Genomic DNA, 20005 nt, shown 5'->3' with positions numbered 1-20005 from the left:
AAAAGCCCCATTATCTAAACCACAACAAAGCGTATTCCCAGTGCAGTATTCAATGTATCATAATCGGTACAATCCATTAAATACACTTATATAAATCAATATGTTAAATTCCTCATAGTGAAGAAAAAATATCTGTCTCTCTAGGGCTTGTTAAACCTGTGTTTTACTCATTTAGTCATACCTTTTTACCATAAATGAAATGTATATATTTGCTCAACAACCCAACAATTCGCTGGCAGCGTCTCAGCTAAAAGACAATGCACCTTATGAACGAACTCGTCTCAATCAAATATGTTCTACCAGAATGTCTCGGACTTTGCGTCCCATGTTGAATGACTTAGAAAATTTATCTTATAAGTGAGAAAGCATGGAACTACCAGCATACAAATTTCGTTCAATGATACAATTTTCATCGATCAAAAGTGTGATAGTCATCATGCCGACATCTTCCGCGCACTGATATATCTACAATCTTAAATAACCCGCCTGCTCAACCACAGAAAACCCACTAAATGAGTGGCTTATATTCATTGACGCATTGACGTTTTATCGCTACTTTTTCAAAGCATTGTAGCCATCACGCCAATCAATTGAGACTTTGATATATCCAAGTGGACTTTAGAAAAGCCCTCATTGAGCAAAGCACCTCACCTATAGGCCGAATTGATGACTCGTTACCGGACCATTTCAACTCATTGGTAGTCATGACAAACGACGAACTTGCAACTACTATCATTGCTAGCGTAGGTGGCTGTGGCAACATCGAATTTGTCACACACTGTGCAACACGCCTGCGATTTAATTTGCATGATCACTCGCTGATCCATTCATCCGAATTTGAAGCAATGGATGAAATATTGTCAATCGTTGAAGGGATGGGGCAATATCAGCTGGTCATTGGTGCAAACGTTAATGAATTATTTGAGATTATATCCGACCGGCTTGACCAACACGCCAGCAACGAAAAACCATCCCCAAAAAAATTACACATCAAACACCTGTCCGCGCAATTGGTTGAACTGTTAGCCCCCCTACTGCCCTTTCTGATTGCTGCTGGATTTCTTCGATTCATCTTAGTTGTCATGATCCTATACACCCCCGTACAACCACAAGATGGTACTTACCAAATCCTCTCTGCGGCAGCCAATGCTCCTTTTTATTTTTTGCCGTTGTTAATTGCTTTTCGCACCGCTAAATGGCTGAGTGCCTCGGCATTGATTGCGTTAGTCATCGCAGCATCACTCCTTCATTTGGATAGCAACACCCGCTGGCCCGTCGATACTCTGCTTCGATTTGGGCACGTTAATATTCCTTATTTTCATTATGGCTCGGCCGTCATTCCCATCATTGTGTTGACTTGGGGAATGGCAAGATTACAGCACTATTTGGATCACCACCTGTCACCAGTCACGCGTATTGTCATCACCCCAGCGCTCTGTCTGCTCATCCTTGTTCCACTTGCCTTTCTTGTCATGGGTCCACTTGGCTATTCATTACAAAATATACTGGCGTATCACGAACACCAGCTATATTTTATTCAGCCCATGGTCGCAGGCTTCCTACTGGCTAGCTTATGGCCCATCATAGGCCTCTTGGGATTACAGTGGGGCATATTAATACTCCTGATCCCACATTTAGAATTCAGTGTGTTAGCTCCTATTTTAGCTTGTAGTGCACTGGGACAAAGTGGTGCAGCGGCCGCTGTTTGGCTTAAAACGCGCCACCAGGTCGATGCTTATCAGAGTTTTTTCGCTGCATTATTAAGTCTATTGGGTATCAGCGAGCCGGCTATTTATGGCGTGACTTTAAGATCAAATCGCTCTTTTATGTGGGGCTGTTTGAGCGCTGGTTGTGCTGGCGCACTGATCGCGGGTCAAACCAGCTACGGCTATTCGATGATTTTACCGAATTTATTAACTTTACTGTACACAGCAACCATCTCTTATGCGCAGACAACGGCCATCATAGCTGCCATCATGATCAGCTTTTTGGGCGCATTTATAGGCAGTTATTTCACGATGAAAAGCCCATTGAGCGCTTCTCAAAACGAACCTATCGAGCCAGCACCTAGTGTCAAACAAAACTTGGTCGCCCGCTCACAGCTACTGCCAAGCCCTTTATCGGGGACGATTGTTACACAAGAGCAGATCAATGACATGACCTTCGCACTACAGATGCTCGGAAAAGGACTTGCGATCGAGCCAAGCGATAATATAGTTACCAGCCCTATATCCGGCACAGTACATCAACTATTCAGTGGTCATAATGCGATAAGTTTGCAAAGTGAAGACGGCATTGAAATGTTGATCCATATCGGATTGCACACCGCCCATTTTGGTCATCCTTATTTCACGGCCTTCGTGCAAACCGGTGATAAAGTTGCCGTAGGGCAGCCACTGATTCACTTTGATCGAAATGCACTGCTACAGGCTGGTATTGACTTAACCACCCCAATTCTCATCACTAATGCCGAGCAGTTTCAAGATGTGACTCACACCCAATCAAGCGAAATCGTTAACAGCCAACCACTGATTGTGATTACTAATGATTTGCTTGACTCTCAATGGCCGGCATCCAGTTCATCTGGGTGACTCAGCCAACGAGCAAAACGCTGTCCATCAGGGCTTGATTCTAGGGCAATTTTAACCACCATCGTTAATGGCACCGAGAGTAGCATTCCAACACTTCCAAATAACCATCCCCAAAAAATTAACGACAAAATCACCACCAGCGATGATAAACCAAGCCCCCGTCCCATCATTCGCGGTTCAATCACATTGCCCACTAACAAATTGACCACTAAATAGGTAAATGCAACCGCCAGCGCATCACTCGTCCCCAATTGCACAATGGCCAATAATACGGCAGGAACCGCAGCCAATAATGAACCGACATTAGGAATGAAATTGAGTAAAAATGCTAATATTCCCCACAAAATAGCATAGTCAAGATGAAGTCCCCACAAAACCAAGGTAATCGGCACTGCGGTAATTAAACTGACGAGTGTTTTCACCCCCATATAATGATTCACCGAACGAGAAAAGCGATAAAAAGGTGAATTATGATGATCAACGCCACCATCACGATATAAGCGCTTAGGCAGACTGTCCGCTTCGAACAACATAAAAATAGTTGTCACTAAAATAATAAAAAAATCTGTCGCCATACTACTTAACCCACTGAGTGTATTGGCAAATACACCAAAGATGACTCCGGGGTCAAAATAGCTGCTAATCGTCTCTTTCGAAATATGGATATCCAGATAGCTGGCCAAGTGGGTTAACCACGCTAAATGGTTTAACAATTGGCTCCGATATTGTGGAATAGACTGCTGAAAGCCACGAATAGAGCTTCCCACTACCCCCGCAAAAGCCAAAATAAGCACGATAATAAAAATCAGAATCAACCAAATCGCCAGCGCCCGAGGGATCCTCCAGCGCATCAATTGCACCACTGCAGGGTTGGCAATAATGGCAATAAACAGTGCCAACAGAAAGGGGAGTAAAATGGGGGTTGCGGCTTTCAATCCTGCTAATAGAACGACCAACGCGGCTCCAGCTAACAAAAATTGAGCAACTGACCCTGTCGGGCTATATTTCTTCATCTGATGGCTCATTCAGTGATCCCAAAATCGATATTTCTGGTTAGTATATACAGGTTATCTCATTGACTAAGGTAACCCATTTTAAACGTACAAGGAATTTAGATGCTTTATCTATGTAGTTTAGGTAGCAATATTGATCCCCAGCAACACGTGCCTGAAGCTGTCAGCGAGTTAGTCTATTATTTCAACGAAGTAACGTTTTCGTCATTCATCTACACTCAGCCTCGCAATATGGCCAGTGAACATGTTTTTGTAAACAGTTTATTTAAATTTACCAGTTCACTAACACGCACACAGATCAAAGCCTTTTTTAATCAACTGGAAATAGCCCATGGCCGTGACCGCAGCGATCCAAACAGTAGCTCAAAAGATCGCGTGCTTGACCTTGATATTCTCAATATCGACGCATCTGAGCAGTGCTTTGATATTCCAGATTATCTGCACACTTTATATCAAGAGCTTACACAGGAAAACCCAGCGCAAGCGGCTGAGTACTTCACCTTTAACATTAACAATCAATCCCCATTACAGCTGGGCCACAGAGCGACCACCGTCAACCGCGATGCGTGCTCCAGTTAAATAGCGATTTTGTATAATCATGGCTAGAGCTTGCCAAATAGGTTCAAGCCCACCCTCACATTGCAATGGAGTACGATCGAGAATCTGTTGGCGGTAAGCGCTATCATGTTCATCCAAAAATAAGATCGGTCCCGGCTCAATACAGTTGACACGGACCTCAGGCGCTAAACGCAATGCATACGATTGCATTAAATTATCTAGTCCTGCTTTGCTGGCACAATAGGCATGTAAACGTGGATTAGGATGATGGATATAAATATCGGTTAACGCCACAATACAGCTATCCTCCCCCGCTTTAAGCGCATCACTTAATGTTTCGGTGAGTAGTAACGGTGCCTGCATATGCACCGCCGCAAATTTTGCCATATCTTGCGCCTGTGCCTGCGGGTCATCTTGAGTGGGATAAAATGCTGAAGCGTTATGTACCAACAGATCTAAACGAGGTAATGGGCTAAGTTGCTCAGCTAACTGGCACAACGAGTCCCACTTGGTAAAATCGGCTTGATAAAGCGTGACGCCTTGGCTGGACAACTTAGCAAGGGTATCCCGTTCACTACGATATTGACCGCTGACGGTATACCCCTGATCAATAAGGCGCAGGGCGAGATAAAATCCGAGTCGATGGCCAATACCTGTGATAAATGCGTGTTTCATACTATTTCTCTCTCAATAGGTGAATTGAATTCTACTGACTTATCATTAGTCATACTCAACATGATGAATTTTTGCTATGGTAAAGGCATGCTGAGTATCGAGTCCACATTATGCGTATATTTATAACGGGTGGCAGTGGATTTATCGGCAGCCATTTGATTCCACATTTACTTGCCCATGGTCATCAAATTGTGGTGTTCACTCGCCATCCGCTCAAAACCTTTAAAAAATTAGGTCATCAAATTGATGTCTGTAGCGATCTAAATCAATTCGCAAATTTTGACAATTTTGATGCGGTCATTAATTTAGCCGGTGAACCCATTGCTTCAGGTCGTTGGAGCAGCAAGAAAAAACAACAGATTTGCCACAGTCGATGGCAAGTCACCGAACAGCTTTGTCAGTTAATTACAGCCAGCAAGAACCCACCTCAGGTATTTTTAAGTGGCAGTGCCGTCGGTTTCTATGGCGATCAACATGATCAAATTTTAACCGAACAATCCCCACCACTGGCTAATGATTTTTCACATCAGATCTGCGCTAAATGGGAGCTAAATGCGTTAAAAGCACAAACTCGTTGCCGGGTTTGTCTACTCCGTACTGGTCTTGTTTTAGGTCATGATGGGGGGATGCTCAAGCAGTTGCTGCCCGCATTTCGCTTGGGATTAGGCGGTGTGATCGGGTCTGGCACGCAATATCAGCCTTGGATCCATATGCATGATATGGTGCGTGCGCTCGAATATCTTCTCAATGACCCAAACTGCCAAGGAGCGTTTAATCTCACAGCTCCTGCCCCTGTCACCAATGCGCAGTTTACTCGCAGCTTAGCCAAACGGTTGCACCGTCCAGCAATCATTCGAGTCCCTCAATTTGCTCTTAAATTAGCATTAGGTGAAATGAGTCAGCTGCTTCTTGGCGGTCAGCGCGCCATTCCGGAAAAACTTCGACAACAAGGATTTCAATTTATGTTCAAACAATTAGATGAGGCCCTCATCGAGTTACTCAACCACTAGCAGTAATCTGCGGCTTTTTATATGCTCACCTCACCACTGGGCACTTTTTCGCATTTAAGCAAACTTGGGCAGGGCCTTAATCAAAAGCGCCCCAGCGTTGCCATTGATGTTGGTGCACAAGCTGGCGAATAAATCGCAGCACGGCCAAGCACACAATTACCGGCCCGCAGATACACACAGCCAACATCAGCAAGCCATAACTTTGTGCCGGTAGCATCAACCACTGCCCTAAGGGCCAAAGGATCCCTTGCGCAAGGCCTACCGCTAACAATGCGCTTAAGCCTCCGAGCATTGAAAATTCAACTAATAAGGCTAATGTAAGTTGTGAGCGATTTGCGCCTAATAATCGCAACACAGCGATCTGTTGGCGGCGCTCAAATAAGTTCAACCCAAGTTGAGCGTTCAACAATAACACAGCAGCAATCACCAATAACCCAGCAATACTGCGAATAGCCAGCGATAACTGATTTAATAGTTGCCGGCTAGATTGGATCAATCGGTCGATGTCGATGGCGCTGAACCCCGGATCAAACTTGCGGATCGCACGAATAAACAGACCCGCATGAGAAGCGGGTACATAAGCACTAGTCATCACCATTCCCGGATAATCCGCCAGTGCATTGGGTGAAAAAATCACAAAGAAGTTAGGATGAAACGATTGCCAATTCACTTGACGAATACTAGTGACAGGAAACTTAATCCGACTGCCATAGATAGTAAATGTGAGCTTATCGCCAAGTTGAATATGCATCCGTTTGGCAAAATCAGCTTCTAACGATACGCTAGGTGGTTGGGATGGTTTGAACCATTGGCCTGCTACCACTTTGTTGTCATCGGCTAGGAGAGCACTCTCGGTAAAGTTTAGCTCTCGCCCTAATGCCTTGGGCTGGTTATCCGAACAATCTTTTTGACACAATGCGGTTGCATTAATCGCACTTAAACGGCCTCGCACGATGGTATAGGGTATAGAAAGTTTCACATCAAAACGCTGCGCTTGCTGTTTAAGCTCAGCCACCGATGTAGGTTGTAGATTCACTAAAAAGTAATTGGGCGTTTGGGCTGGCAAATCATTCAACCATTGGCTTAATAACTGATGTTGAGCACCCCATAATGCAGCAGTAAACCCCATAGCTAGAGTAATCCCAAGCACCATACTGTCACAAGCAGGTCCGCTGCGTTTAAGCTGCAATAGCGCTAAATGCAGCGTATAACGAGAACTTAACTTAGAAAACAACCCGACCAACAGATAGCGACTCAGACGAACAATCAGCATAGCAGCAACAATTGCCCCGCCAAACAATAAAAACCATCGCCAGCTTTGCAATAACCCTAGCAGCACCAACACACTGAGTAATCCCCACACAAGGGTCATGACACGTAGAGTTAACGTCGATTTAAACAACTCCCGTAACGACTGACGACGGGCCAACTGATACGCAGCTTCTAGCATCAGCCAAGCAGTGAGTGTTGGTGCGCCGGCCCAAGTAAGGTTTAGCCAATGCTGGGCGCTCAGATGCAGCCAGCTTGGCCCCCAATGCGTTGCACCTAAAAAAATCAGCCAAGCGGCAATAGCGCCCAGCAATGTGGCCGCTGAAAACACCAATAGCAACGGCAAAAATAGCAAACTTCGCTCACGCGATTTACTCGCCCCCAAGGTACGAGCCACAATCATCAAACGCCGCTGCGAGCGTAAATAACCACGCATCGCAATTAAGAGAGTATAAAAACAGAGTAGAACAATAAAGGCCACGCTGATGCTAATCAAACGTTGACCATTGCTTAACCAATCACGAGTCCGTGAACCAAACTGCTGCGCTTGGCGATAACGCCAACGGGTAGGAAACGCCTTCGCAATTTGGTCAAGCTTAGCCAGTGCTGCACGTGAACCGGCAAAACTCTCTATATATTGAATGCGACTGCCGGGGCCGATGGCCTGCGTTGCTTTCAGATCAGCCAAACTCATCACCGCGGTTGGAACAAGCCAAAAGGTTTGTGTCCCAGTAGTTGGTTCTGCGAGCGAGCGGCCAGCAACCCGTAATTTCGCTGCTCCAATGCTAATCACATCACCACGCTTCAAGCCAAGAATCTGCAGAGCACTGGAATCGAGCCACAGTTGCCCTGCTTGCAGTGATTGCGCAGGCTCATGCTGCCACTGCCCTCTTAACGGAAATTGACTATCGGTTGCCCGCACCCGAATAAGTTGCATCTGATCGCCGCTATAGGCCATGGTATGAAACACCACTGACTGGCTACGTTGTAAAGGAAGTTGTTTAATAGCTGAGCTGAGCTGAATCGGCTGGGCGCTGGTAATAACGCGATCGGCACCAAATAACACCACACTCTGCTGGCCAAATTGTTGATCTAAACTAATCGATAACCACCGACCTAACACAATACAGCAAACTGATAGCACAACCGCATAAGCCATCAGTCCTAGCATGCCACTTTTCCATTGCCCCCGTATGCTCTGCCAGGCATAGCCTAGCGAAGATGACCTTTTAGTCATTGGCATAAAGGCTCCCTTGACGAATCGTATAACAGCGCTCACAGCGCGCCGCTAGTTGTGAATCGTGAGTTGCTAGAATCAGTGCAATTTGATGGCGCTCATTTAATTCAAACATTAAATCACTGATTCGTTCACCGGTTGCGGGATCAAGATTGCCAGTCGGCTCATCCGCTAACAACAACTTCGGTTTGCTGACAATCGCGCGGGCTAATGCAACTCGCTGTTGTTCACCACCGGAAAGATGAGCGACATCGCGGTTGGCCTTATCAGCTAAACCCACTTGATCGAGCACTGCCTGCGCACTGGCAAACGATAATGGCTGCCCTTGAATAAAACGAGCCATCTGTAAGTTTTCAGCGGCGCTAAAACCTGGGATCAGCATAAAGGATTGAAAGACAAAACCAAGGTATTGTGAGCGCAGGCGGCAAAGCTGTTCATCATGCAATTGGCTCAACGCTTGACCGAATAACCAGACTTCTCCTTGAGAGAATGGTTCTAATCCTGCGATGATAGACAATAAGGTTGATTTGCCACAGCCTGAAGGTCCAACCAGTGCAATCGACTGACCTGTTGTCATCGTTAGATTCACTTGCTGATATAATTGAAATGGGGCATCTTGACCATCATCCATCGACTTAGTGAGGTTATCAATGCATAAAATTGTCTCTGGGTTCATCACTTGTCTCCTGATTATTTGGTGCCTAAATGCCAATGCAGCATCAAAAAAATTATTGATCTTAGGTGATAGCTTAAGTTCAGGACATCGCATGAATATCACGCAGGCATGGCCAACACTGATGCAAAAAAAACTACCCAACATTGATATTATCAATGCGAGCAGTAGTGGCGAAACAAGCAGTGGTGGCGCTCGGCGTTTACCCATCTTATTGAAGACATATCAGCCCACATGGTGTCTACTTGAACTAGGCGGGAATGATGGCTTACAAGGTTTGCCAACCTCACTGTTGAAAAAACAACTCACCCAAATGATCCATCAAGCTCAGCGCAGTCAATGCCACGTCATTCTTACTGAGATCAAGATCCCATCAAATTATGGCAAACGTTACACCCATGCCTTTAATCAAGTTTATCATCAATTAGCCAAACAGTTTGAGATTCCACTATTACCTTTTTTTGTCGAACCGATCTATTCACAAAAAGGGATGATGCAGCAAGATGGGATCCATCCTAGTATCAAGGCACAATCACTCATAGCAGAGCAGGTTGCTAAATTTCTAAAGCCAATCATTGGGGTTTAAAAAGAAAAATATAGGGAATTTGGGAATTTGGGAATTTGGGAATTTGGGAATTTGGTGGAGCTAGGCGGGATCGAACCGCCGACCTCTTGCATGCCATGCAAGCGCTCTCCCAGCTGAGCTATAGCCCCTTCAAATAATCTGGTATTATCACATAAAACACATTTGGTGGAGCTAGGCGGGATCGAACCGCCGACCTCTTGCATGCCATGCAAGCGCTCTCCCAGCTGAGCTATAACCCCAAACGTCTTATGCCAATTTATGAAGGCGAGGCGCATTCTATGAGGGAGATGCTTTTGTGTCAAGTGCTTGCTATTTCTTTTTTTAGATTTCTGTTTATTTGTTGGTAATTTGCGCGATATTCGACGACTATATAAGCGGTTGAATATACAGCCAATCAGCTAAATCACAACAAAGCGAATGGCTCTCATTTGATTGATCATCACTCATATCATTATAAGTTCATATAATATTGTTACACATAGCTGTTTGAGCAATCAGGACGGATATAGGTAAAACAAGGGCGCGACAGGCATGACACAACAGAAACAGTCCAACATAATTAGCCAACTGATTCATAGTAAGAATATTACTATATTTTTCCAGCCGATTTGGGATCATTTACATCACCAAGTTCTCGGCTATGAAGCGTTAGCTCGTGGGCCCAGTGATAGCCCTTACTTTTATCCACAAACCTTGTTTGCCAAAGCACAAGAACATGATCAGTTGTACCAATTGGAATGGTTTTGCGCAGAACTGGCCATCGAGCAAGCGCTTGCCCAAAACTTCACCGAGAAAATTTTTATCAACTTATCACCTAGTGCATTAATGCGCGATATCAATATCAGTGAACAAAAATTGACTTGCTGGAACAACCGCCATCCGCTCGTTGTAGAATTAACTGAGGATCAACCCTTTGATTTAACTGACCAGCATGTGCAGTTTTTAACCCACTTACGTAAACATAATATTGATGTCGCATTAGATGATTTTGGTAGCGGCTATTCCAGTTTAAAACTCTTGTTACAAATTGAGCCTGATTATATCAAACTGGATGGTTTTTTTGCCGACACCTTGCTCAGCAATCCAAATACCATGACCTTGATTGAACAAATAATCACAATCGCTGAACATCTCAATACGATCATTATTGCCGAAAAAATTGAATCTCAAGAACAAGTTGAGTTGCTTACTAACCTCAACATCTGCTATTTACAGGGATTCTTTATTCAAAAGCCAGCATCAACTTTGCAATCACTTTCACACATGCAAAAGATGACGTGGCCATCCAATGATGAACCCTATACCGCCGCTTCACTATTACATAACATTCCATCTATCTCGCCCGATCTATCATCACATCAGTTACTTTATCAAATGCGCCATGACAAACAATTAGGCTATATGGCTGTTACTGATGCACATAAAAAGGTACTGGGTATTGTCCGCCGTGAAGAACTACTCGAGCGACATTCTGGGCCCTTCGGTCACTCTTTAAATCAACATACAACAGTGGCGGATATCATGGATTGCGCACCCATCATTGTGGAAAACCATTTGCCATTATCAGAAGTCGGACGAAAATTAAGTCATGCCAATGCCAATGACTTAGATGGCGCGTTTATTATTACTCAGTATGGCATCTATCAAGGATTAGGCTACGCTTTAGAGCTGGTTCGACGCTTATCCAACTACCGCCTGCAGTTGGCTCGTTATGCCAATCCTTTAACCATGTTACCTGGAAATGTGCCATTACATCGAACGCTACAAAGTCTCATTGCCTTGGGAAAGCCGTTTGAAGTCGCTTATTTTGATCTGAACAATTTTAAACCATTCAACGATTGCTGTGGGTATGAACGTGGCGATCAAATGATCCGATTAGTCGCCCAACTATTAACCAATTATCTGCGACCTTATGCTCGATTTATTGGTCATCTAGGCGGCGATGATTTTATTGTAATATTCACCGAAGCCGATGTCTGGCAATCAGCCGTTCGGCAAGTGCAACATATCTTTGCCGAACGTAGTAGAGCCCTTTATCGCCAAGAAGATATTGTGCGCGGTGGGATTGAGGGGCTAAGCCGAAGTGGTCAGCATACCTTTTTCCCACTTACGCAACTGGCTTGCGGTATCACACGCTGGCACGCAGGCCTTGAACCATCGCTAGATAAGCTCAGTGAAATTGCCAGTTATGCCAAAAAACAAGCCAAAGTAGCTCCTGACCATTATTATTATGATCAAGATACCTCGTTACTCACTCAGTGAAAAATAATGCTTTAATCCTTGCACAATACCTTGATGATCGTTATCAGCACTAATGTAGTCGGCGACTTCTTTGAGTGATTCAACGGCGTTGCCCATCGCTACCCCAACACCTGCGGCATTTAGCAAACTAACGTCGTTGCCATTATCACCAAACGCGATCACATCGCATGGGTCAATGTGCCAATCTTGCAATAATTGCTGTAAACAATTGCCTTTGGTGTTTCCGGGTGCAGAGATATCTACGCGGTTAAACCATGACCATTCACAACTTAACCCTAACCGCTGCTGAAGTTGTTGAACTTGTTGCTGAATATAATCAGTGTCATCACCACAAGCAACGAACTTCCAAATTGTTTCACCCTGTTCAATCAGCGAATACAGATCACTTTGATTGAGCACTGGACGCAGCTCTGGCGCGACCGTTTGGGCCCATTCTTGTAGCCCTTTTAGATGATCATCCAATTTCTGATAGTTCATTGCCGTAGTGGTGTACATCAACATATTAATCGAGTCATCCGCCATCTGCTCTAAAACTTGTTCAGCTTGCTCGCGGCTCAAAGGCGCACCATGAATCACACGATCCTCTTGAAAGTCATATAAATAAGTTCCATTGCAACACACAACTGGCGTATCAAGTTGTAACTGATGGTGATAAGCACGCACAGCCACATGATGGCGGCCTGTCACCAGAACGACTCGAACCCCTTGAGCACGCAACGCTTGGATCGCCTGAATCGATTCGGCAGGGATCAGCCGCTGTGAATTAAGCAATGTCCCATCGAGATCAAACGCCACCAATCGATAACTCATAAAGAAACCCCGTAGCTTATTTTATTTGCAAATTTTAGTGCTTAACAATACCTTGTTTATTACCAATTAGCGAACTGCCGCACAGGAGCCTTATGCTCGATCTTTCTCGTTATCAGGCCATTATTTTTGATATGGACGGTACTCTCATTGACTCAATGCCAATGCATCTTCAAGCATGGCAGCATGCTGCCCAACAGTATCAATTCCAATTTGACGAGGCATGGTTAAATAGCCTCGGGGGCATGCCTTCAATTAAAATCATCGACCTGATTAACCAGCATCAGTCATTACACCTGGATCCAATACTTGTCAGTCAAGCGAAAGCCCATTATTTCACCCAGGTACGCCATCAATGTAAGGTCATTCCTACCACTATGGCAATCGTCCAGTATTACCATGGCAAACTCAAAATGGCGATTGGGACAGGGAGTCAACGTCACAATGCTGAAGCGCTACTAACCACCAATCAGATCCGTCACTATTTTGATGTCGTTGTCAGTGCAAATGATGTAGCCTGCCATAAGCCTCACCCTGACACATTTTTATTAGCCGCTCAGAAAATGGCAGTTACACCGAATCAATGTGTAGTCTTTGAAGATACAGAGTTAGGCTTTGAAGCCGCTAGAAAGGCACAGATGGATGTGGTTCAAGTCAAGTCAGATGGGCAACTAGACGCGCATTTTTCATGCGCTTAACGCTCCCATTAAACAAGTCTACAGGCAAGCGATTGTAGTTGATAAATGGTTAAATATTTGCTGCAATTTTACGTTGTTGCCTTTAAACATGAATCTATCATTTCAATTAAAAATGTAATCACGTACACTCAATTAACCATTGAGTAGAGAGTTGATTGTTAGCACTATAATGAACGCTGCAAAAAAAATATATCTATACTCAGAGCCTAACCTAACGCTCATTAGCTGCATGGCGATAATAGGTTATCCTATCTACTATTATGTGTGGACGTATATCTTCCCTCAGCCTTATGAATCGCTAGGGATACGTGTCGTTTGCTCGGTGCTGTTCATCCCTATAGCACTAAGAAAACAGCTGCCCAAACTGATACAAAACTATATGCCCATTTATTATTTGGTTGCTATTGGTTTTTGTTTGCCGTTTTTCTTCAGTTATATGTTGTTTATGAACCACTGGAGTAATGTTTGGGTTTTGTCATTAATGGCGGCCACCTTCTTACATATTTTAACCGTCTATGACACCAAAGTGATGCTAGTACAAGCGGTGATTAATTTTGCCCTCGCCTATTTTATTGCCGACATTCAACTCAATCATCCCCCTTTAAGTGCTTTTCATTGGTCTTATATTCCGATCTTTATATTTACCTATTCATTTGGCAGTATGTTCTATATTCGAAATCAGAATTCCCACGAATCCAAAACGTCACTTGCCAAGTCATTTGGAGCAAGCATCGCTCACGAGATTAGAAACCCGTTAAGTGCGCTACAGTCAACTGTTGATATTCTAAAAACATTACTACTCAAACGTGGCCCATCCCATCACCCGCTCACCGCACTAGAGTACCAACAGGTCGAACAATTGCTCCAAGAAGCAAATGACGTGATCCATGGCGGCCAAGAAACTATTGATCTTCTACTGACCTCCATCGACCAGCATCGAATTTCAATCGCGACATTTAGACAACATGATATAACTACTGTGATCCATACGGCTCTGCGCGATTATTCGTATACGAATAATGAGGAGCGCAAAGCGGTTCGGTTTACTAGCGAACTTCACGCAAGTTACTTTGGTAGTGATATATTACTTAAATATGTACTCTATAATCTAATCAAAAATGCGCTGGTCTACCGCTGTCATGATGACTTCCAAATCGATATTACGCTAAAGATCATTGACGGCCATCCACAAATTAGCATCAAAGATAATGGCGCAGGGATAAGTCAAGAAGTCCTTCCGCAGATATTTCAGGATTTTTATACAAAAGATAAAGCAAGTGGCTTTGGCTTAGGCCTGCCCTTTTGTTTACGCGTCATGAAATCGCTAGGCGGTGACATCAGTTGCCAATCACAACTTGGGCAATGGACAGAATTCTCTTTATTATTTCCAACGTATACTAGCCGCAGTGTCAATCAACTCAAATTAGATACACTTGCCACTCAAGCCATTTTATATATTGGACAATCAAAGTTATTTAGCCAAAAGCTTGAACAGCTGGCTCACCACTATCAATTTCATGTTGAGCAGCGTCTGCCCCAACAGATCCTAGCGCATACCAATAGTTGGCGTAAACCCGATCTTATTTTTATAGATTCGACGACACTTAACCAACATGGCAAACCCTTAGTACACTTATTTGATCACGCCGTCATTTGCTTAGTCGATACTGACGCGTCAAAGCCACACGGACCTCTAGCCATTACACCCTTGTTGCCAAAAATCAACGTTGATCAGCTTGTCGAAAATGGCATTGAGATGATCGAGAAACTGTTATTTGAAACAATTATTCCAAACAATATTCAGCTCACCACACCAGAAAAACAATCGCGACAAAAAAGTATTTTAGTGGTTGATGATAACCAATCGGTCAGACAATTAACGACCCTAATGTTGCAAACACATGGCTACCATGTTATTCAAGCCAATGAAGGCCAACAAGCCCTGCAACTAATAGCTCAAGAACCTATCGATTTAGTCTTAATGGATATCGAGATGCCTGTCTTAGACGGTTTTGCCACCACCCAAGCTATTCGTTCGTCAAACGATAGCTATCAGCAAATTCCCATTATTGGCCATACGGGTGATAGTCAGATTGCCACGATTCAACGCATGTTAAACTGCGGGATGAATGATTATTTGGTTAAACCATCAGCCAAAGAAAATTTACTCAATAAGCTAACCCGTTGGATATAGCCCCAAGTAAACTTGGGGCTATGAGTACTTAGCGAATAACCAAATGATGTTTATTCATTGCATCATGACAGACAGCCAACATATGATCGATCTGTTGGTTGTTAAGCGAACTATTGACAGAAAAACGCATGATATTGTGCTTTTTAGTCGTAGCAGGGCGACAAAAAACCGCCCCAAATACGCCGTGGCTTTCTAAATAGTCACGAACCTCCTCAGTGTTACGCTCATCACTGGTATCCAGTGAGATAATTTGCGATTGGCTTTTGACATTCACCCCTAAATCACGAAGTCCCATTCGTAAGTTATCGGCCTTTTCAAAGAGCACTTTGCGCTTATGATCTGCTTGGCGAATTACTTGAAGTGTTTCATCAAGTACTTCGAGTTCATAAGGCAACATAGTCGAACTGAAAATAGCGGGATAACTGACAAACGGAATGCATTGCGCGGCATTATTATTGGTCCAGATCACTCCAGCGCGATAGGCAAAGGTCTTAGCTAAGCTCGCTGTCATAAAATCAACCTCTTTGGATAAACCAAGTTGGGCCACCAAACCACGACCACTTTCGCCATAAACCCCTAGCGAATGTGACTCATCAACCATAAGTGCACAATCGTATTCTTTGGCAATAGCGACCAATTCTGCAAGTGGTGCTAAAGTGCCAATGGTGCTGTAAACCGCATCAACCGCAATCACGCCAGGTCCATAACGCTGAATCAGTTTACGCAAATGATCACAATTATTATGGACGAATGAATGTGTTTGCGCTTTTGCATAGCGCGCGCCCTCCCAAATCGACATATGTGCAAAAAAATCGATATAGACGTGGCTATCGGGTGCACAGACAGCCTGTAGTAGCGACGTGTTAGCATTCCATCCTGATTGCGATAACAGACAATGGTCAAAATGCACAAATTCAGCTAGATCACGCTCTAGGGTTGGCTTGGATTGTTCATCCTGTAAAAAGATAGCCGACATCAAGATACTATCTTGAGTCGTCTCAAGTGAGCGCTGAAGACGAGCTCGGATTTGCTGATCATTGGCCAAACATAAATAATCATTGCTCTGTAAAACAATATCATTGGGTTTAGGCCGTTGCCCCAATACCAAATGCTTACCATTTTTATTCGCTTTAATCAGGTCATCAACATAAAAATCAATGCGCGATTGAATAAAATCAGGTAATTCTTTTGTGTAAGACATAGCTTGTTAGCTCCTTAGATAGATTAGGCACAATTGCCTCCTGTTGACCACTTGGGGTAAGTGATCAACGTCCTTGTCCATCTTAAAGTGCTAATACTCATTAAAAGATAATCATTGATTAGTTTTTTGCATATTTTGGTAATTACTCAGACATGAGTGCCAAAGCAGCAATTGCCATAGCCAATCAACACTACAATTGCGCTTAACCTAAAGATCATAAGGGCTCACTCGCAATAGCGAAAATGTCCCGCTTCATTTCCACAGACATCGAGTCGTAAGTCATCGATCTTGGCTCAGCAAGGAACGGATGAGCAAGTAAATGAGTGAGTAGGCAAGACAGATTGACTAAATAGGGATATATGACAGGCATAAAAAAAGCGGCTTCTTAAGCCGCTTTTAAACTAACAACAACAATTACAGAAGTGGCTTTTGATCCGCACCTTCTTTTTCGATAACTTTTGGCATAAAGTCTTCTTTTTTTACCCCTAGCCACAGCGCCAACGAGCTAGCTACATAGATAGAGGAGTGGGTCCCGACAATAATCCCGAATAACATCGCAGTCGCAAAGCTATGGATCAGGTTGCCCCCTAAGAAGAACAAGACCGCCAGCACCATCGCAGTGGTGGCCGAGGTAATGATCGTACGGCTAAAAACCTGAGTAATCGATGCATTGATAATATCCCGTGGAGCGCCTTTACGGATCTTACGAAAATTCTCGCGGATCCTATCGCATACAACGATAGTATCGTTCAATGAATAGCCAATCAGAGTTAATAAACCAGCCACCACGGTTAAATCGAACTGCACTCGCATCATCGAAAATAACCCAAGAGTTAAAATCGTATCATGAGCTAAAGCTAACACAGCCCCTACCGCAAACCGCCATTCGAAACGAAAGGCCACGTAGATCAGAATACAACCTAAGGCGGCCAAAATGGCAAGTCCTCCTTGCTCTGCTAGATCACTGCCGACACTTGGACCGACAAACTCGATGCGTTTCATTTGCACGTTTTTATCAAGTGTTTGCAATATTCCCATCACTTTGTCACCGATCTGCTCAGCATTATTATTGCTGGACGGCTTCATGCGTAACAGTACATCACCGCGGGCACCAAAGTTTTGTGCTACCACATCTTTGAAATTCTGCTGCGCCATAGCGTGGCGAACATCCTGCAGATCGATATTTTTCTGGAACTGAACTTCCACTAACGTCCCGCCAGTGAAATCTAGTCCAAAATTCAAACCGCGGGTCGCCAATAAAACAAGCGAGGCAATGGTTAAGACAACACTTAATATCATGGACAATTTATTATGCCCCATGAAATCAACTGTGCCTCTAGGTTTAAATAACGAAATCACACAACCTCCTAAATTGACAGCTTGTTAATACGATGACGACCACCCCACACGAGATTAACAATGGTACGAGTACCAATAATCGCGGTAAACATCGAGGTCATAATCCCAATCGCTAGTGTCACAGCGAACCCCTTGACGGCGCCGCTGCCAACGGAGAACAAAATAATGGAAGTCAGTAACGTCGTAATATTGGAGTCGGCAATACTCGATAAGGCATTACTATAACCATAGTAGATGGCCTGCTGTACAGTGCGACCTTCGCGTAACTCCTCTCGGATACGCTCAAAAATCAACACATTGGAGTCCACCGCCATCCCCACTGTTAAGACAATCCCTGCCATACCGGGCAGCGTCAATGTTGCCCCTGGAATCATCGACATGATACCAATAATCATCACCACATTGCATACCAACGCTAAGTTGGCCACTAAACCAAACTTGCGATAATACAACGGCATGAAAATTAACAAGGCAATCAGACCAACCGCAATGGCTTCAATCCCACGGTTAATATTTTCTTGCCCTAAACTTGGGCCGATGGTGCGCTCTTCGACAATCTGAATCGGCGCAATCAACGCCCCAGCTCGCAGCAACAACGCAAGGTTTTGTGCATCACTCGGTGAATCTAATCCAGTAATACGGAAGCTGCGTCCCAGTCGTGATTGAATCGTCGCAACGTTAATCACCTCGGTATGACGTTGGAAAATTGTTTTCCCCTTAGCATCTTTTTTATGCGTCGGTTTATATTCGATAAACAATGTCGCCATCGGCTTTCCGATATTGGTCCGTGTAATAGCAGCCATACGGCTACCGCCCTGACTATCCAGATCGATATTGACCTGTGGCTGATTATATTGATCGAACGCTGATTTTGCGCCAACAATATGATCCCCAGTTAATACCACCTGCTTATACAGTGCGATCGGTTGGCCGTTAGAACGATGATAGAGCTCAGAACCAGGTGGAACATGCCCTTGTGCCAATGCCGTTGGATCAGCATTATTATCAACCATTCTAAATTGCAGCGTTGCCGTAGCGCCTAAGATCTCTTTAGCGCGAGCTGTATCTTGGATCCCTGGCAATTCAACCACAATTTGATCATTACCTTGGCGCTGCACAACAGGTTGAGCGACACCTAATTCATTGACACGGTTACGGATAATTGTGATGTTTTGTTGCAGAGCGTATTCGCGAGTCTGTTGAAGCTGTTGATCAGTCATACTAGCAAGTAAAATCAATGCTCCATCTTGTTGTAGCTCTTGGAACTGATATTGATTGCGATAACGACTATTCAGAAAATCTTCAGCTTTAGAACGTTCGGTAGCATTAGCAAAACGCATCACAACCCCTTTATTAGGCTGGATCAGTGCACCCATGTAACGGATGTTTTGCTCTCTTAAATCACTACGAAAATCCTGGACCATCTGTTCGCGTGCTTTCGCAACTGCCGCATTCATGTCCACTTCCATTAAGAAGTGCACACCGCCGCGTAGATCAAGCCCAAGTTTTAAGGGTTGACCACCAATCATTTTTAACCACTCAGGTGTTGCCGGTGCCAAATTTAAAGCCACAACATAATTTTCACCGAGCAATTGTTTGAGTAGATCACGCGTTTTCACTTGGTCTGTGATATGACGAAGACGAATCAGAAGTTGATCTTGAGTCAGAGCAACCGATTTGACATCGATTTTTTCTTTTTTCAAATAATCACGGATTGTCTTCACTTGGGCCAAGTCAACTTGGTGACCGCGTGTGGCTGATATCTGAATAGCTGGATCATCACCGTAAATATTTGGGAGTGCGTAGAGAACCCCAATGAAGATGACAAGCACCACCATCAGGGTTTTCCACCACGGGTATTTATTTAACAAA

General features: G+C 44.1%; 15 protein-coding genes and 2 tRNA genes. 7 read left to right on the top strand and 10 right to left on the bottom strand.

From position 1 onward, the window contains the following. The first annotated feature begins 704 nt into the window (after nt 1–704). The gene (locus tag ABUE30_RS09545; RefSeq protein WP_408623517.1) at nt 705–2591 is read left to right on the top strand and encodes a glucose PTS transporter subunit IIA; all 1887 of its coding nucleotides are present in this window, start codon (nt 705–707) and stop codon (nt 2589–2591) included. Here the strand turns inward: ABUE30_RS09545 and ABUE30_RS09540 are convergent. Beyond that, on the bottom strand, nt 2561–3604 hold the full coding sequence (locus ABUE30_RS09540; RefSeq protein ID WP_408623516.1) for an AI-2E family transporter: 1044 nt from the start codon (nt 3602–3604) through the stop codon (nt 2561–2563). The two genes, ABUE30_RS09545 and ABUE30_RS09540, sit on opposite strands and share 31 nt — an antisense overlap. Before the next feature lie 102 nt (nt 3605–3706). On the opposite strand from ABUE30_RS09540, the gene ABUE30_RS09535 reads away from it, so the two are divergent. Then, nucleotides 3707–4183 (top strand): 2-amino-4-hydroxy-6-hydroxymethyldihydropteridine diphosphokinase, encoded by a 477-nt coding sequence (locus tag ABUE30_RS09535; RefSeq protein ID WP_408623515.1) that lies wholly within the window; start codon nt 3707–3709, stop codon nt 4181–4183. Here the strand turns inward: ABUE30_RS09535 and ABUE30_RS09530 are convergent. Beyond that, a complete protein-coding gene (locus ABUE30_RS09530; protein ID WP_408623514.1) occupies nt 4130–4837 on the bottom strand; it encodes an SDR family oxidoreductase in 708 nt (235 codons plus the stop codon). The genes ABUE30_RS09535 and ABUE30_RS09530 overlap by 54 nt on opposite strands. Nucleotides 4838–4947: 110 nt before the next feature. On the opposite strand from ABUE30_RS09530, the gene ABUE30_RS09525 reads away from it, so the two are divergent. After that, nucleotides 4948–5847 carry a TIGR01777 family oxidoreductase gene (locus ABUE30_RS09525; RefSeq protein ID WP_408623513.1) on the top strand — a complete coding sequence of 300 codons (900 nt, stop codon included), beginning with the start codon at nt 4948–4950 and terminating at the stop codon, nt 5845–5847. A gap of 76 nt (nt 5848–5923) precedes the next feature. On the opposite strand, the gene ABUE30_RS09520 is transcribed toward ABUE30_RS09525, so the two are convergent. Together ABUE30_RS09520 and ABUE30_RS09515 are read right to left on the bottom strand one after the other, a co-directional pair. Further along, entirely contained in the window at nt 5924–8359 is a 2436-nt protein-coding gene (locus ABUE30_RS09520; RefSeq protein ID WP_408623512.1) for an ABC transporter permease, read from the bottom strand. Then, nucleotides 8346–9029, bottom strand: coding sequence for an ABC transporter ATP-binding protein (locus ABUE30_RS09515; RefSeq protein WP_408623511.1), 684 nt, complete (start codon nt 9027–9029; stop codon nt 8346–8348). Before ABUE30_RS09515 ends, ABUE30_RS09520 begins: the two co-directional genes overlap by 14 nt. Between ABUE30_RS09515 and ABUE30_RS09510 the strand changes: the two genes are divergently transcribed. Continuing rightward, on the top strand, nt 9004–9612 hold the full coding sequence (locus ABUE30_RS09510) for an arylesterase (protein WP_408623510.1): 609 nt from the start codon (nt 9004–9006) through the stop codon (nt 9610–9612). The genes ABUE30_RS09515 and ABUE30_RS09510 overlap by 26 nt on opposite strands. A gap of 52 nt (nt 9613–9664) precedes the next feature. Here ABUE30_RS09510 and ABUE30_RS09505 read toward each other — a convergent pair. Both ABUE30_RS09505 and ABUE30_RS09500 read right to left on the bottom strand, forming a co-directional pair. Beyond that, nucleotides 9665–9740, bottom strand: a tRNA-Ala gene (locus ABUE30_RS09505). Between the two features lie 35 nt (nt 9741–9775). Further along, nucleotides 9776–9851: transfer RNA gene (locus ABUE30_RS09500), tRNA-Ala, on the bottom strand. Nucleotides 9852–10143: 292 nt separating this feature from the next. Here ABUE30_RS09500 and ABUE30_RS09495 point away from each other — a divergent pair. After that, nucleotides 10144–11874, top strand: a complete 1731-nt coding sequence (locus tag ABUE30_RS09495) for a bifunctional diguanylate cyclase/phosphodiesterase (protein ID WP_408623509.1) — start codon at nt 10144–10146, stop codon at nt 11872–11874. Here the strand turns inward: ABUE30_RS09495 and ABUE30_RS09490 are convergent. Then, nucleotides 11860–12684, bottom strand: coding sequence for a pyridoxal phosphatase (locus ABUE30_RS09490; protein WP_408623508.1), 825 nt, complete (start codon nt 12682–12684; stop codon nt 11860–11862). The genes ABUE30_RS09495 and ABUE30_RS09490 overlap by 15 nt on opposite strands. A 92-nt stretch (nt 12685–12776) precedes the next feature. Between ABUE30_RS09490 and ABUE30_RS09485 the strand changes: the two genes are divergently transcribed. Together ABUE30_RS09485 and ABUE30_RS09480 are read left to right on the top strand one after the other, a co-directional pair. Next, a complete protein-coding gene (locus ABUE30_RS09485) occupies nt 12777–13379 on the top strand; it encodes an HAD family hydrolase (RefSeq protein ID WP_408623507.1) in 603 nt (200 codons plus the stop codon). Nucleotides 13380–13758: 379 nt separating this feature from the next. Next, nucleotides 13759–15573, top strand: coding sequence for an ATP-binding response regulator (locus ABUE30_RS09480; RefSeq protein ID WP_408623506.1), 1815 nt, complete (start codon nt 13759–13761; stop codon nt 15571–15573). 28 nt (nt 15574–15601) lie between these two features. On the opposite strand, the gene cqsA is transcribed toward ABUE30_RS09480, so the two are convergent. The 3 genes from cqsA to secD all read right to left on the bottom strand — a co-directional run bounded on the left by cqsA (nt 15602) and on the right by secD (nt 20004). After that, complete coding sequence (cqsA, locus tag ABUE30_RS09475) at nt 15602–16774, bottom strand: alpha-hydroxyketone-type quorum-sensing autoinducer synthase (protein WP_408623504.1); 1173 nt, start codon at nt 16772–16774, stop codon at nt 15602–15604. Nucleotides 16775–17188: 414 nt separating this feature from the next. Continuing rightward, nucleotides 17189–18130 (bottom strand): protein translocase subunit SecF, encoded by a 942-nt coding sequence (gene secF, locus ABUE30_RS09470; protein WP_408623580.1) that lies wholly within the window; start codon nt 18128–18130, stop codon nt 17189–17191. Between the two features lie 11 nt (nt 18131–18141). Next, the gene (gene secD / locus ABUE30_RS09465) at nt 18142–20004 is read right to left on the bottom strand and encodes a protein translocase subunit SecD (RefSeq protein ID WP_408623503.1); all 1863 of its coding nucleotides are present in this window, start codon (nt 20002–20004) and stop codon (nt 18142–18144) included. Nucleotide 20005: the final 1 nt, after the last annotated feature.

The organism is Celerinatantimonas yamalensis (assembly GCF_046054155.1).
GTDB lineage: Bacteria > Pseudomonadota > Gammaproteobacteria > Enterobacterales > Celerinatantimonadaceae > Celerinatantimonas > Celerinatantimonas yamalensis.
The sequence above is the reverse complement of the archived record's forward strand: the minus strand, read 5'-3'. Positions and strand labels throughout refer to the sequence as shown.

Excerpts from the sequence above, each read along its gene's own strand:
- ABUE30_RS09495 (WP_408623509.1), top strand. The coding sequence starts at position 10,144 with ATGACACAACAGAAACAGTCCAACATAATTAGCCAACTGATTCATAGT.
- ABUE30_RS09480 (WP_408623506.1), top strand. The coding sequence starts at position 13,759 with ATGCCCATTTATTATTTGGTTGCTATTGGTTTTTGTTTGCCGTTTTTC.
- ABUE30_RS09490 (WP_408623508.1), bottom strand. The coding sequence starts at position 12,684 with ATGAGTTATCGATTGGTGGCGTTTGATCTCGATGGGACATTGCTTAAT.
- ABUE30_RS09510 (WP_408623510.1), top strand. The coding sequence starts at position 9,004 with ATGCATAAAATTGTCTCTGGGTTCATCACTTGTCTCCTGATTATTTGG.
- ABUE30_RS09545 (WP_408623517.1), top strand. The coding sequence starts at position 705 with ATGACAAACGACGAACTTGCAACTACTATCATTGCTAGCGTAGGTGGC.
- ABUE30_RS09535 (WP_408623515.1), top strand. The coding sequence starts at position 3,707 with ATGCTTTATCTATGTAGTTTAGGTAGCAATATTGATCCCCAGCAACAC.
- ABUE30_RS09525 (WP_408623513.1), top strand. The coding sequence starts at position 4,948 with ATGCGTATATTTATAACGGGTGGCAGTGGATTTATCGGCAGCCATTTG.
- ABUE30_RS09520 (WP_408623512.1), bottom strand. The coding sequence starts at position 8,359 with ATGCCAATGACTAAAAGGTCATCTTCGCTAGGCTATGCCTGGCAGAGC.
- ABUE30_RS09515 (WP_408623511.1), bottom strand. The coding sequence starts at position 9,029 with ATGAACCCAGAGACAATTTTATGCATTGATAACCTCACTAAGTCGATG.
- ABUE30_RS09540 (WP_408623516.1), bottom strand. The coding sequence starts at position 3,604 with ATGAAGAAATATAGCCCGACAGGGTCAGTTGCTCAATTTTTGTTAGCT.
- ABUE30_RS09530 (WP_408623514.1), bottom strand. The coding sequence starts at position 4,837 with ATGAAACACGCATTTATCACAGGTATTGGCCATCGACTCGGATTTTAT.
- cqsA (WP_408623504.1), bottom strand. The coding sequence starts at position 16,774 with ATGTCTTACACAAAAGAATTACCTGATTTTATTCAATCGCGCATTGAT.
- ABUE30_RS09485 (WP_408623507.1), top strand. The coding sequence starts at position 12,777 with ATGCTCGATCTTTCTCGTTATCAGGCCATTATTTTTGATATGGACGGT.